At 52.9% G+C, this 13,717-nt stretch carries 12 protein-coding genes; 4 read left to right on the top strand and 8 right to left on the bottom strand.

The features are described from left to right. The 5 genes from IBX50_RS11480 to dsbD all read right to left on the bottom strand — a co-directional run bounded on the left by IBX50_RS11480 (position 1) and on the right by dsbD (position 7,854). On the bottom strand, positions 1–2,436 hold the full coding sequence (locus tag IBX50_RS11480) for a class I SAM-dependent DNA methyltransferase (protein WP_292255981.1): 2,436 nt from the start codon (positions 2,434–2,436) through the stop codon (positions 1–3). A gap of 116 nt (positions 2,437–2,552) precedes the next feature. After that, the gene (locus IBX50_RS11475; RefSeq protein WP_292255980.1) at positions 2,553–3,839 is read right to left on the bottom strand and encodes a ferric reductase-like transmembrane domain-containing protein; all 1,287 of its coding nucleotides are present in this window, start codon (positions 3,837–3,839) and stop codon (positions 2,553–2,555) included. A gap of 96 nt (positions 3,840–3,935) precedes the next feature. Then, positions 3,936–5,327, bottom strand: a complete 1,392-nt coding sequence (locus IBX50_RS11470; RefSeq protein ID WP_292255979.1) for an ATP-binding protein — start codon at positions 5,325–5,327, stop codon at positions 3,936–3,938. Continuing rightward, positions 5,324–5,992, bottom strand: coding sequence for a response regulator (locus tag IBX50_RS11465; RefSeq protein ID WP_292255978.1), 669 nt, complete (start codon positions 5,990–5,992; stop codon positions 5,324–5,326). The genes IBX50_RS11470 and IBX50_RS11465 overlap by 4 nt, the downstream gene beginning before the upstream one ends. Before the next feature lie 23 nt (positions 5,993–6,015). Beyond that, entirely contained in the window at positions 6,016–7,854 is a 1,839-nt protein-coding gene (gene dsbD, locus IBX50_RS11460; RefSeq protein ID WP_292255976.1) for a protein-disulfide reductase DsbD, read from the bottom strand. A 129-nt stretch (positions 7,855–7,983) separates the two neighbouring features. On the opposite strand from dsbD, the gene IBX50_RS11455 reads away from it, so the two are divergent. From IBX50_RS11455 to IBX50_RS11440, 4 genes are read left to right on the top strand one after another with little or no spacing between them, the layout of a single operon-like run. Continuing rightward, entirely contained in the window at positions 7,984–8,532 is a 549-nt protein-coding gene (locus IBX50_RS11455) for a TlpA disulfide reductase family protein (protein ID WP_292255975.1), read from the top strand. A gap of 11 nt (positions 8,533–8,543) precedes the next feature. Beyond that, positions 8,544–8,774, top strand: coding sequence for a DUF4266 domain-containing protein (locus IBX50_RS11450; protein ID WP_292255973.1), 231 nt, complete (start codon positions 8,544–8,546; stop codon positions 8,772–8,774). A gap of 9 nt (positions 8,775–8,783) precedes the next feature. Continuing rightward, a complete protein-coding gene (locus IBX50_RS11445; RefSeq protein ID WP_292255972.1) occupies positions 8,784–10,094 on the top strand; it encodes a DUF3570 domain-containing protein in 1,311 nt (436 codons plus the stop codon). Then, complete coding sequence (locus IBX50_RS11440; protein ID WP_292255970.1) at positions 10,094–11,038, top strand: FAD:protein FMN transferase; 945 nt, start codon at positions 10,094–10,096, stop codon at positions 11,036–11,038. Before IBX50_RS11445 ends, IBX50_RS11440 begins: the two co-directional genes overlap by 1 nt. Here IBX50_RS11440 and IBX50_RS11435 read toward each other — a convergent pair. The 3 genes from IBX50_RS11435 to IBX50_RS11425 form a co-directional block, all read right to left on the bottom strand. After that, the gene (locus IBX50_RS11435) at positions 11,035–11,580 is read right to left on the bottom strand and encodes a DUF2231 domain-containing protein (RefSeq protein ID WP_292255968.1); all 546 of its coding nucleotides are present in this window, start codon (positions 11,578–11,580) and stop codon (positions 11,035–11,037) included. The two genes, IBX50_RS11440 and IBX50_RS11435, sit on opposite strands and share 4 nt — an antisense overlap. A gap of 1 nt (position 11,581) precedes the next feature. Beyond that, the gene (locus tag IBX50_RS11430) at positions 11,582–13,003 is read right to left on the bottom strand and encodes an ethylbenzene dehydrogenase-related protein (RefSeq protein ID WP_292255966.1); all 1,422 of its coding nucleotides are present in this window, start codon (positions 13,001–13,003) and stop codon (positions 11,582–11,584) included. A gap of 238 nt (positions 13,004–13,241) precedes the next feature. Continuing rightward, positions 13,242–13,717: PaaX family transcriptional regulator C-terminal domain-containing protein (locus IBX50_RS11425; protein ID WP_292255965.1), on the bottom strand; the 476-nt coding region annotated here is incomplete at its 5' end.

The raw sequence follows: 13,717 nt of genomic DNA, 5'->3' as shown, positions 1-13,717 counted from the left end.
TCACCCCTGCACCTTGTCAATCGACACACCCAGTATCTGGGCAATCAAGCCTTCGGCTTTTTGCTCCAGGGTAATGATGTCTTGTGCGACTTCTTCGAGTGAGCGCAGCGGTTTGTGGCGGTAGAAGTATTTGTTGAAGCTGATCTCGTAGCCAATTTTCACCGAGTCCAGATTGATCCAGGCTTCTTCGACATGGGGTTTCACTTCATCAAGGAAATACTGGTGGATGCGCTCTTTTGAAGGGACAGGGGGTTCACCGTCTTTTAACAACGAGACCGATTCACTGTCCCGCAGGTCGGCATTGGTTTCATAGGTGATGTATTCGTCTTTTTTGCCGGTGGGGAAAAAGCCGAAATCTGGCAGTTGTTGCTGGGTGCAGGCATAACGATGCAATAGCTCATCCAGTTTGCTGCCAGTGAGCTTGACTACTTTTTTAATGACCTTAACAGCCGTTTCGTCGTACCAGCTCACCGCATTCAGGATGGCGTTTTTCTCCGGCGCGGTGAGTTTGATCTGACTGGCTTTCAGCTGGGCATCCACCTGCTCTTTAAACTGGTTGAAGTCATCAAACACCTGCTCACCCAGCGCGGCCATCAGTTGTTCTGCCGTGGCATGAAGGTTTTTCAGCGCCAGCCAGTGTTTTAGATCCAGCAGTTTGCTTTTTGCCTTGGCATTCAGGCTGATGTCATTTGCTTCACACCAGGCCAGAGTCGGTTTCTCGATGCTCTTTAAAAAGCCCGGTTCATAAAGCTGATCGCCCTGTTCGGCGTAAAGGTGCTCCATCACTTCGCTGAGTTGTTTATCAAAGCGCAGGCTGCTGATGCGCTCGGCGGTGAACTGGGCTTTGCGCCGGTCGGGTCGTTCGATGGTGACCTTGTAATAACCAAAATCTTCATTACGAAAGACCTGGCTGGCGATGCCTGTAGGGTCTCCGTTGGCATCCAGCTGGCGTTCAATCGCCGCACAATCCAGATAGGTGCGGGTAATTTCTGCGATCTGCTCCGGGGCAAATTCGCAGTTCTTATTGCCAAGGTTTTTGCGCAGCTTGCGGAACAGCAGGCTAGCATCAATCAGCTGCACCTTACCCTTGCGGGACTCGGGCTTGTTGTTGTTCAGCAGCCAGATGTAGGTGGTGATGCCGGTGTTGTAAAAGAGGTTGTTGGGCAGCTGCACGATGGCTTCCAGCCAGTCATTTTCAATTAAATAACGGCGGATGTTGCTTTCACCGCCCCCCGCATCGCCGGTAAACAGGCTGGAACCGTTATGGACTGAGGCAATGCGGCTGCCCCTGGTATATAAGCCCGCTGCGGCGCCAGTACCTGCTGCGGGATCTTTCATTTTGCTGACCATTTCCATCAGGAACAGCAGCTGACCATCGCTGGAGCGGGGCGTGGCATCGCAGTCTTCCCAGTTGCCCCAGTAGTCTTGCAGTTTGACCTTAAAGCGGGGGTCAATCACTTCCGTGCCTTCTTTGATGTGCTTCTGCTCAGAGGCCCAGCTTTTACCATAGGGTGGGTTGGAGAGCATGAAGTCAAAACGGTTGGCGGCAAACTCATCGGTGGACAAGGTGGAGCCGACTTTGATGTTTTCGGGGTTGTTGCCCTTGATCATCATGTCGGACTTGCAGATGGCATAGGTTTCGTCGTTGATTTCCTTGCCATAGAGGTAAATATCGCGGTTGCTGGCCGGGTATTTTTCTTCAATGAAGTTCTGGGCTTCGGTCAGCATCCCGCCACTGCCGCAGGCTGGATCATAAACCGTGAGGGTCAGTGGCAGGTTGTCTTTGATGGGATCAAAGACCAGATGCGTCATCAGCTCAATCACTTCTCGCGGGGTGAAGTGCTCACCGGCTTCTTCGTTGTTGTCTTCGTTGAATTTGCGGATCAGCTCTTCAAACACATAACCCATGCCCAGATTGCTGAGTCCCGGAAGCTTGTAACCATCCGGGTCCAGGGCTTCATCCGGCGTCAGGTTGATTTTGGGCGAGATGAATTTTTCGATGACATCCAGCAAAACATCCTTGCTTGCCAAGTGCCGGACTTTGTTTTTCAGCTCAAAGCGCTCAATAATCTCCAACACATTGGGGCTAAACCCCGCAAGGTACTCTTCAAAATTGCTCAGAAGGATCTGGCTGTTGTTGGTTGCCGTGTTATAGAGGCTGGTCAGTGTCCACTTGGAGGTATTGTAAAAAACGTAACCGGAGGCTTCCTTGAGTGGTTCATCATCCAGCTCGGTGGCCTGCATGTCTTCCTTCTGATACTGCACCTCTGCCAGTACCGCCTCTTTGCTTGGCATCAACAGGGTGTCCAGTCGGCGCAAGACCACCATCGGCAAAATAACATCGCGGTACTTGCCGCGTACATACACATCGCGCAGACAGTCGTCGGCGATACTCCAGATAAAAGAAACCAGTTTGTTGTGTACGCTGTGATCCATGTTGTTTCCTGATGTTCAGATAATGAGGTTCTGCAAGCGGTTAACGCAAATGCGGTAACCTTAAATGGCTTTGGCTCGTCTGTATACCGGGGCAAAGCCTTTGATCTGCATTGTGCTCAACGAAACTCAAAAATTTCCTGATGAAAGCGCAAGGAGCCGGATTGGTGTTTTAATCCACTGCGTAGGGCATTTGCCAGTCCTTGAGGGCCACAAAACCAGACATCCACTTTTTGCTGGTTGATTAACAGCAGCTCAGCCGTTAAACGCTGGCCTTGTTTACTGTCGTGGATCTGCAGGCTGACTTCCGGCAGCTGTGTGGTCAGTCGCTGCAGGCGTTGTACCATGGGGTCGGTTTCAGCTGAGGCGGTGCAATAATGCAGGTTCACTGCTGCACGGGTTTGTTCAGGTTGATTCAAGCGGTTTTCCAGTGCGGCCAAAAACGGTGTGATACCAATGCCACCGGCCACCCAGATCTGTTGTGCCTTTTTTCGGCCACTTTCAGGATCAAACCGACCGTAGGGGCCTTCCACCGTGACAGCTTGCCCGCTATGCAGACGTTGCGGGATTTTGCGGGTGTAATCACCCAGCGCCTTGATCTGAAAACTGAGTTGGCCGTTATGCTGATCGGCACTGGACAGGGTGAATGGGTGGCCTCCTTCAATTCGATCAAAGGTTACCAGTGCAAATTGTCCGGCACGATGTCCCGGCCATTGTTTACCCAGATCACAGACAACCTCGGTAATCTGACTGGACACTTGTCCAACACTTTGGATCAGCCCTTTGTAGCGTCGGCTGCGGCCAATCTGTCCGGTCAGGGATTGCAGAGAACTGAATACACCACCCACTATCAGCAGTGCCATGATCCAGCCGGTGGGTTGTTGCCACCAGCTTAAGGGTGCCAGCAGCAGGGCATGAGCAGCCAATGCCAGATAAATCAGTGGCATTACCCGGTGTAGGTGTCGCCAGTAAAAATAGGGCACCAACCGCAGTAGGCTGATGGCAACCAGCAGCAACAAGAGGTAAAGGCCAGGCTCACCCAGATCCTCGGCACCATCCTGCAGGTTATCCAGCAGGCCGGAAAAACGGCCTTCTCTCAGGCTGCGATCCCTGCCAAACAGTGCCTTGAGAGCATCATCACCCATTTCAATTAACCAATGACTCAGGGCAAACACCACCGCCAGAATGCCAGTCCACTTGTGCAGCTGATACATCTTGTCCAGCCCACCGGTGGGTGTTTCCAGCCAAGCCGGGCGAGTGGCGAGTAGCAGGGTGATGGACATAAAGTTGATGGCAAGATAACCACTGAGGGTTAAAAAATGCTCATAACTGAGGCTCCATTGCCAGAGTGCCAGTTGCATCATTAACAGCAGACCCAGCAGAATCCAGGTACGTGGGGTGGGCATGATTGACTCCGGTTTTTTCAGACAAGATGAAAGGATTAAGCGGCATTCTGCTCCCGCAACCTGACACCAGCCTTAACACTTTTATTCAGCTCTATGTCAGTTGTTGATTGGCCAGAGGATACTGACTGTCAGGCCTCCACCGGGGGTATCCAGCAGGTTCAGTCTGGCGTTATGGCGCTCCACAATACGAGCAACAATGGCCAGCCCCAGACCGGCACCGCAGGAAGCACCCTGCCGGTAAAAGCGTTGTTGCAGCAGTGGCTTCTGCTGATCACTCACACCACAGCCGTGATCTATTACTTTCAGCAGAACACCCTGTGGTTGGTGTTGCCAGTGAACACTGATGCTCTGATCAGCAACAGAATGGCGCAGGGCATTGGTGACCAGATTCTGCAACAGGATCTCCAGACTGCCCGGCTCCATCAGCAGTGATCCGTCCATAGTGGATTCATTCAACAGCTCCAATTCAACCTGTTGCTGCAACGCCAAAGGTGCCAAATCAGCCAGTACCTGACGACTGATGATCAATGGATTGATTTTTTGCAGCGGCAAGCCGGATTCCGGCTCCAGGCGTGCCAGAGTCAAGAGTTGTGAAACAACCCGTGTGGTGCGTTCAATCCCCTGTTGCAGTTGTTGCAAGGCCTGTTCCCTGTCCTGTGGGTCACTGGCCTGCAAAGCATTCTGGCTGTGCAGGCTAAGCACCGACAGTGGGGTACGCAGTTCATGGGCGGCATCAGCAATAAAACGCTGTTCACGCTCGCGTAATTCTCGCAGCTGTTGCAGCAGCAGGTTGATGGCATCCTGAATGGTGTCCAACTCTTGTGGTAGGGCAGTCAGATGCAGGGGTTGCAGTGAATCAGGATCACGGTTGTGTAACACCTCGGCCAGCTGTTCGAGGGGTTTTAACCCCTTGCCAATGCTTAGCCAGATCAGCAGTGCCAGCAGCGGCACTCCCAGCAAATCCGGCAACAGGGTTCTGAGGGCAATTTTGCCAACTAGCTCACCACGTACATCGTCCCGCTCGGCCATCAGTATCTGTTGCTGCTGCGGGTGATTCAGCACAAAAACTCGCCAGCGGTGATCACCCACCTGTTCCAGAGCATAACCCTCATGCTGTTGTGTTAATCGTCCATCGGGGGCATTGCGGGAACGCAGAATCAGCTGATCCTGTTGCCAGACCTGAAACACCACCTTGCTTTCGTAGCGGTGCCCATCCCCTCGGTCAGTCTGCATGGACAGTTGCTCCATGGTGTTGAGCAATCGCAGTTTTTCCACCGGATTCAGGGGTGCCACTTCCAGCCCGGTCAGCAGACCGCTAATCAATCGAGCCTGTTGTGCCAGATGAGCATCGTACAACTCTTCTACCTCATGGGCGGCATCATGGAAACTGTTCCAGGCAATGATGCCACTGGCACAGATGAACAGCAGTAGCGCCCAGCTTAAAGTCTGTTTGCGGATGGAGGCTTGCTTGCGGGGTGACGATTTCAAGGTCGGGCATCCTTGTCCAGCACATAACCTATACCCCGCAGGGTTCGGATCAGGCTGGGGAAGAGTTTTTTTCGCAGGTGGTGGATGTGCACTTCCAACGCATTGCTCTCGACATCTTCCTCCCAGCCGTACAGCAATTGCTGCAGGTGATCGCGGGTGAACACATGCCCCGGCTGGTTCAGCAGTTCATGCAGCAGGGCAAATTCCCGTCGCGTCAGATTTACTGGTTGCTGGCGGAACAACACCTGCTGGTTCTGCGGGTTAAGCTCCAGCTCTCCGAGTTGCAGGCAGCTCTGAGCACGACCAGCACTGCGGCGCAGCAGGGCTCGCACCCTGGCTTTTAATTCGGTGATATCAAAAGGCTTGATCAGATAGTCATCCGCTCCGGCATCCAACCCGGCAATACGATCAGTCACAGCATCCCGAGCGGTCAGAATCAGTACCGGCAGCTGTTTGCCATCCGCACGGATTTTTTTCAGCAGTGACAAACCATCCAGCCCGGGTAGTCCCAGATCCAGTAACAACAGGTCAAACACTTCATTTTTGATGCCGTGAAGTGCCTGCTGACCATCAGCCAGCCAGTCCACGATGTAACCTTCCGGTTTCAGCGCGGTGCGGATGCCCTGTGCCAGCGAGGTGTCATCTTCAATCAGCAATAACCGCATGGGTTTGATCCTTGTCAGAGGGTTTATGGACGCGTATTCATCAACTGCTGCAGCTGTTGCTCAAAAGTCTGCAAACCGATTTCACCCAGGGTTCGCAGGGCAGGCACTTCGGCACCGTCCCCGGTAAAATACAGCAAGGCCGGTGGCCCAAACAGCTGGTATTGCTGCAGTAGAGCAGAGTGTTGTGAGGTGTTTTCAGTCATATCCAGCTGCAGAAACACCATTCGACCCGCATAATCCTGTGGATTAATTTTGCTGAAAACCTGTTTTTCCATCACCTTGCAACTGGCACACCAGTCAGCGTAAAAATCCAGTACCACCGGCAGAGCTTGTTTTTGAGCGGCCTGCATGTGTTGCATTAACTGATCCACGCTGCGGGTTGTGGTGAACAGCGGCTGTTCCTGACGGGCAGCTGTGTTGCTGTTGCCCACCAATCCGGCCAGCGGTTGCAGGGGGTCATTCTGCCCAGCCAGAGCACCCAGTAGCAGTGCCGCGGCATAAAGTGCCAGAGCTGCAGCCAGTCCACGACGGGTTTTCTGCCAGCCACTGTTGACTTCACCACTACCCAGATGAGCAGCATACACCAGAGCCAGTAAACCCCAGAGTGCCAGACTGATACTGCCGGGCAGAAAACGTGCCAGCAGGCTGATGGCCAGTGCCAGCAGAATCACACCAAAAAAGTTTTTTACCGCAATCATCCACAGACCAGCACGGGGTAACAAACGTCCACCACCGGCACCCACCAGCAGCAGTGGCACACCCATACCCAGACTCAGAGCAAAGAGTGCGGCACCACCCAGCAGGGCATCACCAGTGGTACTGATATAAATCAGTGCGCCCGCCAGTGGTGCAGATACACAGGGTGATACAACCAAGGCTGAAATCAGACCCAGCAGCGCCAGACCGGCATAACGGCCAAAACCGGAACTGGATGTTTGCTGGCCGGGTTTATTGCCCAGATTGTTAAGACGATCCCGCAAAAAGGCCGGGAGCTGTAATTCATAAAAACCGAACATCGCCAGTGACAAGAAAACAAACACCACTGCAAAAATACTCAGTGCCACCGGATTCTGCATCGCCGTTTGTAAGTTCATGCTAGCACCAAAATACCCTACCAGCACTCCAGCTGCTGTATAGGTGGTTGCCATGCCCAGTACATAAGCCAGCGATAGCGCTAATCCCTTGCCAGCACTGATGTTCTGGCCTTGTCCGGCAATGGCTCCGGCCAGAATCGGCAGCATCGGCAACACACAAGGCGTAAAAGTCAGCCCCAGCCCCAGCAGGAAAAAGGTGCCCACTATCCAGGCCAACCCGGAGGATTCCAGCAAAGCAGCCAGAGTTCCGGCATCTTCAGTGGTTGCTGCGGTGGAAGAAACCACTGGCTCAGTTACAGCTGTTGATTCAGCCCCGGTTGAGGCATCAGCAGCACCCGGCCATTGCAGCTCATAAGTTGCCGTTTTGGGTGGATAACACAAACCGGCCTCAGCACAGCCTTGCCAGCCCAGCTCCACCTGGATCATACCGGCTGCTGCGTTGGGGATGGCGGTCAATTCCAGCGTGTTGTGAAAGACTGCAACCCGTCCAAAGTTAGGATCATCTTTTATTTCCGACTGGGATAAAAATTCCAGTGGCAGCGGCTGCCCGTTCACCTTAAGGCTGATGCGGGACTGATACAGGTAATAACCCTCAGCAATGTCCCAGTGAGCCAGCAAACGCGGTGATTGTTGGTCATCCACACGCACACTGGCTTTAAAAGCCTGATCGGCGGGTAAAAACTCGGGTGCTGCCTGCAACAGGCTGCTGACAAGCAGTGTTGCCAGCATCAGCAGCTGAAGGGGTAGAAGGAATCGAAGTTTCATCATGTGCTTCCTGATGGTTGGGGATGTGACCAGCCTGAAGCAGAAAAATTAAGGCCAGCTTAAGTCGGGCTTAAGAAAGCCTTAAGTTGTATCTGAGAGGATGAACCCGTCAAAAAATCAGGAGGCAAGCGCATGTTGAACAGTAACCCCAGAACTTTTACCCGATGGTTTGCAGCTGCGGCTTTAATGCTGGGTGTCACCGCAGTGGATTTTATTCCCTCAGTCAGAGCTGCAGAACTGGTGCCAATTGCACAGGCACAACAGGCACCACTACTTAATCAGCGTTTGCCCGATATGAAAGGGGGTGATGCCTCACTGGCCGAGTTGCAGGGCAAGGTGGTACTGGTGGATTTTTGGGCTTCATGGTGTGGACCTTGCCGTGAATCCTTTCCCTGGATGAATGCCATGCAGGAAAAATACGCCAAACAAGGGTTGGTGGTGGTGGGCGTTAATCTGGATCAACAACCACAACAGGCACTGGACTTTCTCCAACAGGTTCCCGCGAACTTTACCCTGTTACAAGACAGCAAAGCCAGCCTACCAGAAGCCTACGGACTGATTGGTATGCCCTCCAGTTATCTGCTGGATCGTCAGGGGCGACTGCGTGCAACCCATACTGGTTTCCATGCCAGCCGGGTGAATGAATACGAGGCCAGTATCCAGCAACTGCTGGCGGAATAAGGAGAAAAACAATGAACAGAAAAACTCTACTGCTGGTGGGTGTGTTGCTGCTGGTGATGGTGATGCTGGCCGGTTGCTCCAGTCTGGGTGTTAAACCCTGGGAGCGGGATCTGCTGGCGCAGCAGAAGATGCAGCTGATTAATGAACCGGTGGAGGCTGGATTGGATGATCACATCTATTTCAGTAAAGAAGGCAGCAGTGGTGGTCGCAGCTTTGGCGGCGGCGGTTGTGGGTGCAACTAGGAGCAGAGCATGACTGATTTCAGAAAAAAACAGCCACTATTTAATGCAGGCACTCTGACCGGCACTCTGGCTGCCATCGGTTGTGCCCTGTTGCAGGGCGTGCCCAATCAGGCACAGGCGGGTGAGCTGGAAAAGTGGGATTTTGACGCGGCAGTATTACTTTATGCCGAGAGTGATGGCCGCGTTCAGGCCGCTGAGCCGGTGATCAGCGCCACACGTAATGTCGACAGTGAAACCAAACTGAATCTGAAGCTGGCGCTGGATACCCTGACTGGTGCATCACCCAACGGTGCTTATACCAGTAACCAGCCGCAGACCTTCACTCGACCATCGGGCAAGGCCAGCTACAGCGCTGATGCCGGCGAACTACCACTGGATGACAGCTTTCGGGATACTCGTGTTGCCACTTCTGCTCAATGGTCAGCACCGTTGAGTCGTGATTGGGCTTATTCTGTGGGCGGGCATTTCTCCACCGAGCATGACTATCTGTCGATGGGGGGTAATGCCAGTGTGTCGCGTTACCTGAATCAGAAAAATACCACCCTGACTTTGGCGGGAGGCTTATCACTGGATACCATCAGCCCAGAGGGCGGTGTGCCGGTGGGACTGAGTCCGATGGCCGTGTGGGGTAGTAGCAGTTTTGATGCTGATTTTGCCGCCAGTCGTGATGGCAGTAATGACAACAAAACAGTGAGTGACCTGTTGCTGGGCATGACTCAGGTGATCAACCGTAACACCCTGATGCAGTTCAACTACAGCCTGAACCTGAGTGATGGTTACCTGACCGACCCTTACAAGCTGGTCAGTGTGTATGATCAGGCCGGTGGCACCCTGCAGGGTTACCGTTATGAAGCCCGACCGGACAGTCGCATTAAACATGCACTCTTCTGGCAGACCCGGCACCAGCTGGATGGCGGTGATGTGGTGGATCTGAGTTACCGTTATCAGTTTGATGACTGGGGCATGGACTCTCACACTCTGGAAGTGAAATACCGCTGGGATCTTGGACGGCACTATCTGGAACCCCAGCTGCGCTGGTACACCCAGTCCGCAGTGGACTTTTATCAACCCTATGTGACCTCAACCCAGCTGAGCGGGGGTGTGGAGGAGTTAACAGCAGATTACCGGCTGGGCAATTTTGATGCCTGGACGCTGGGGATGCGTTATGGTTATCAGGTGAATGACAAGCAGGAGTTTTATACCCGCCTGTCGTTGTACCAGCAAACCTCAAACGACTTCAGCTCTGCAGTGACACCAGCATCGGGTAGTGATTTGCCGGAGACAACAGCAGTCATGCTAATTCTGGGATACAAGTTCTGATGCAAACCACCGGGCAAGTGACCTGCAATTGGCAGGGGGACTGTTTTCTGGCAACTTTTGAGGCCATGGCCAGCCCCTGTGAAGTATTGCTGGCCTTGCCCGAGTCACAAAAGCCACTGGCAATCCAGCTGGCTGAACAGATGGCAGCAGAGGTGTGGCGCATTGAAGCCGCTTACAGCCGTTATCGTAGTGACAACCTGTTCAGTGAACTCCATAGCCATCCGGGACAAAAACAGCGGGTGGATGCTGAAACAGCTCGACTATTAAACTTTGCCGAACAGGCCTGGCACTTGTCGGGTGGACTGTTTGATCTGACCTCCGGCTTGCTGCGCAAGGTGTGGGTCTTTGATGGCAGTGATCGTTTACCAAAACAAAAAGCCATTGATGCCTTACTGCCGTTGATCGGTTGGCAAAAGCTGGACTGGCAAACAGATGCACAGGATACCACTGGGCAGATCAAGGGTGGCTGGTTAACCCTGCCGCAAGGCATGGAACTGGATTTTGGTGGTATCGGCAAGGAGTATGCGGCAGATCGGGCACTGGGCATAGCACTGCAAACCTTGCCGCAATCGGATATCGGTGTGCTGGTTAATCTGGGTGGTGACCTAGCTTGTAATGCACCACGAGCACCCGGTGTGCCTTGGCGTGTTGGGGTGGAGTCTCTGGCTGTGGAAAAAAGCGCCAGCCTAGTGTTACAGGTTTCACGCGGTGGACTGGCAACATCCGGTGACAGTCGTCGTTATCTGCTGAAAGATGGCAAGCGTTACAGCCACCTGTTAAATCCAATCACTGGCTGGCCGGTGGAGGATGCCCCGCGCTCAGTGAGTGTGGCAGCACCCAGTTGTGTGCAGGCAGGGCTGGTTGCCAGCCTTGCCCTGTTGCAAGGAGCCGGTGCACGATCATTTCTGACCGACACCGGTTTAAAACACTGGGTTCTGGATTAACGGGCTTTTTTCATAAAACCAGTCAGCAGGATCAGCAGTGCGGCAATAACGGCTACACCCAATGCCCAGCCAGGCGCATGGAAGGTCTGGTAGACGTTCCATCCCAGCAGTTTCAGCAGGGTTGAAAAATCGGACGGGGAACCCATCAGATAACCACCCAGTGCACCGGTAGTGCTGAGCATACCGGCAGCCAACAATGCCAAAATCACCAGCGGCCAGCGCAGGTTTGTTTCCCAGATGCCTTCACCGGCACGCAAACGCACGGCAGCAACACCAATCCAGGCTATCATGGTCCAGGTAGCAAACAGGATTTTATTCTTTGCCATGGGTGAAGCCAGCACAGCTTCATGAGGCCAGAGCATCAGGCCAGTGAGAATCGCCGCAATGCCACCCAGCAGACCAAAAATTAGCAGGATGGGAGTGCTTTTTTCCAGCTTGGCCAGTGCGGGGTTGTTACTCAAAGCACGCAACAGCAGCAGCAGTGACGCAAGCAACAACAGGGCAATTGGAAAGTGCGCCATGATGTGATGGTAAGCAGCCATATTAGAAACCTCCCTTGGCTGGTGTAGCCATACGGAACAGAGTGAAACCCAGTGATGCCAGTAGCAGCAATCCAGCAAACAGGGTCAGACGCCATTGTGTTTGCAGGGCTTCGCGGAACTCAGCCTCGATACCATAAACCGCCAGCTGTTCTTCTTTGTGAAACGCAGATGCTGGAATTTTACGGGCAATACGTTCACTACCGGCGTGGGCTTTGCTGGTCAGATGAGGCCAGGTGACTTGTCCGGGATAAAAGAGTTTGACCTCGTGCCAAGGTTGATTCCAATCAGGTGTCTCACCCACAAAACTTTGGGCAACCAGATCTGAATCACGTCCCAGCCCCAGCTTTACCGGCAAGGAAACATAGTGCCAGCGACCACCGGTAGCATTACGATGAATGGCAAAACCAACGGCATATTCACCACCATCCATAAAAATTTTGTCATCCAGCGGCGCACCAGTGTCCATTAGACGGGACAGAGTGACCTGCCAGTAACCATTGCTCCAGCGACCGTCCGCAGCAATGTCACTTCTGGATCCGGCAGGGGTACGCAGGGCACGGCGGGGTAATACATCACCTTCCTGCCAGGCATGGTCAGGATCAAAGGGTTGCATGGTGGTTTCATGCAGATAATAAATAGAGTCAGGATCAATACGGCCAGCCTGGATGTCATCCCACTTCAGGGCAGCATGACCAGCCACTTCCGGGTTAAACATCACGCGGGGCTGCTTTTTTTCGCGATCCCAGTTGGTGAACCAGGCGCTGCGACCCTGATCACCAGAGCGAGCATCATAAACCACTTGATCATCTGCAAAACCAAGAGGATTACTGCGTGCAGAACGCCAGTGCCACAGATCCAGGAAATAACCAGCCTTACGCATTTGCTGGATACGTTCACCACTCTGGGTATCTGCCCAGTCACCGGAGTGACGGGTTTGTGGCAGGTATTTGGTGACTTCTTCCTGACCACGTTGTTTACCCAGATAGGGATGATTTTCAACATCATCACCGGATGCCTGGTGGGTGGTATCCACCAACCCGGAACCAACCGTAATGTAACCACCATAACGGGCAAATTCCGGCACACTGCCATCATCCACCAGCATGGCTACACGATCTTCATGCAGGCCTTGGGGTTGTGATCCGGGAACAGCATTGCCATAACGCTTCCATTCACCTTTTTCATAACGATAAACATCATGGAAATAGGATGGTTTTTCAGCTGGCCAGCGATACTGGAAAAAAATTCTTTCATTGTTATAACTGGTACGAACCTGCAGAGGCACCAGTAAGTTTTTAGGAATGGCAATGTTGCGCTCAGGATCATCCTGGATTACACCCTTGCCATTACTTCCCCACAATACAGCAAAACCCAGCAACAGCAGTGCTGTGGCACCGATGCTGAGCGAGTTCTTTTGTGTCATTTTATTTTCCTCATGAAAGCAAAGTGGCACACATCGTTGAAATACCACCCTGCTGATTTTGGCAGATTATTTTGTAATGGGAAGTCTTAGTTTCAGAAATTTGATCCAGGTCATGTTATATGTGGTAAGTGATTGTGTAAAAAAACAAAAAAGCCCGATTAAGTCAAAAAAAGCTACCTTTAAGTGATAGCTTTTTGTTAAGTCGATGTGTTTTTTGTGTGTCGCTTTCAGAAATAAATCATTCAAGACCGCCAAAACGCTGGTAGAAACTGGCATTAGGTGCAGGCAAGGGGCCGGAGGCGTTTTCCAGTATCTGATCCAGATGAGATTCAGCACGGGCGTAAACCAGACGATAGAGGTTGCGACACAGCTGGCGGGCGCTGCGGCCTTCCCAGTCACCGGGTAATAGCTCATCAGGCAGTTGTGGATCACGCAGCAACAGTTTGCGGTATTCATGGATCAGCAGTGTGCGCGCTATCAGGCACTCTGTGGGAGTCAGGCTGTCTTCAATTTTTAGTTCCTGCCATAAGGGGCGAAACTGGTTAAGGAAGTTGCGGTAACGTTCCGTCAGATGGTCAAGGTTCCAGCTTTCTTTCACTTGCAGGCGCAGCGCGCGGGAGGTCAGTAACTCCTGGGGTTCACTCTGCATCACAATGGTATCATCCAGAACGTCACGTTCCTGCAGCAGCGGCAGCAGCTCCATACGGTTAATTC

The organism is Marinospirillum sp. (assembly GCF_014859565.1).
Note: the sequence above shows the minus strand (reverse complement) of the source record. Positions and strands in the feature narration are given on the sequence as shown.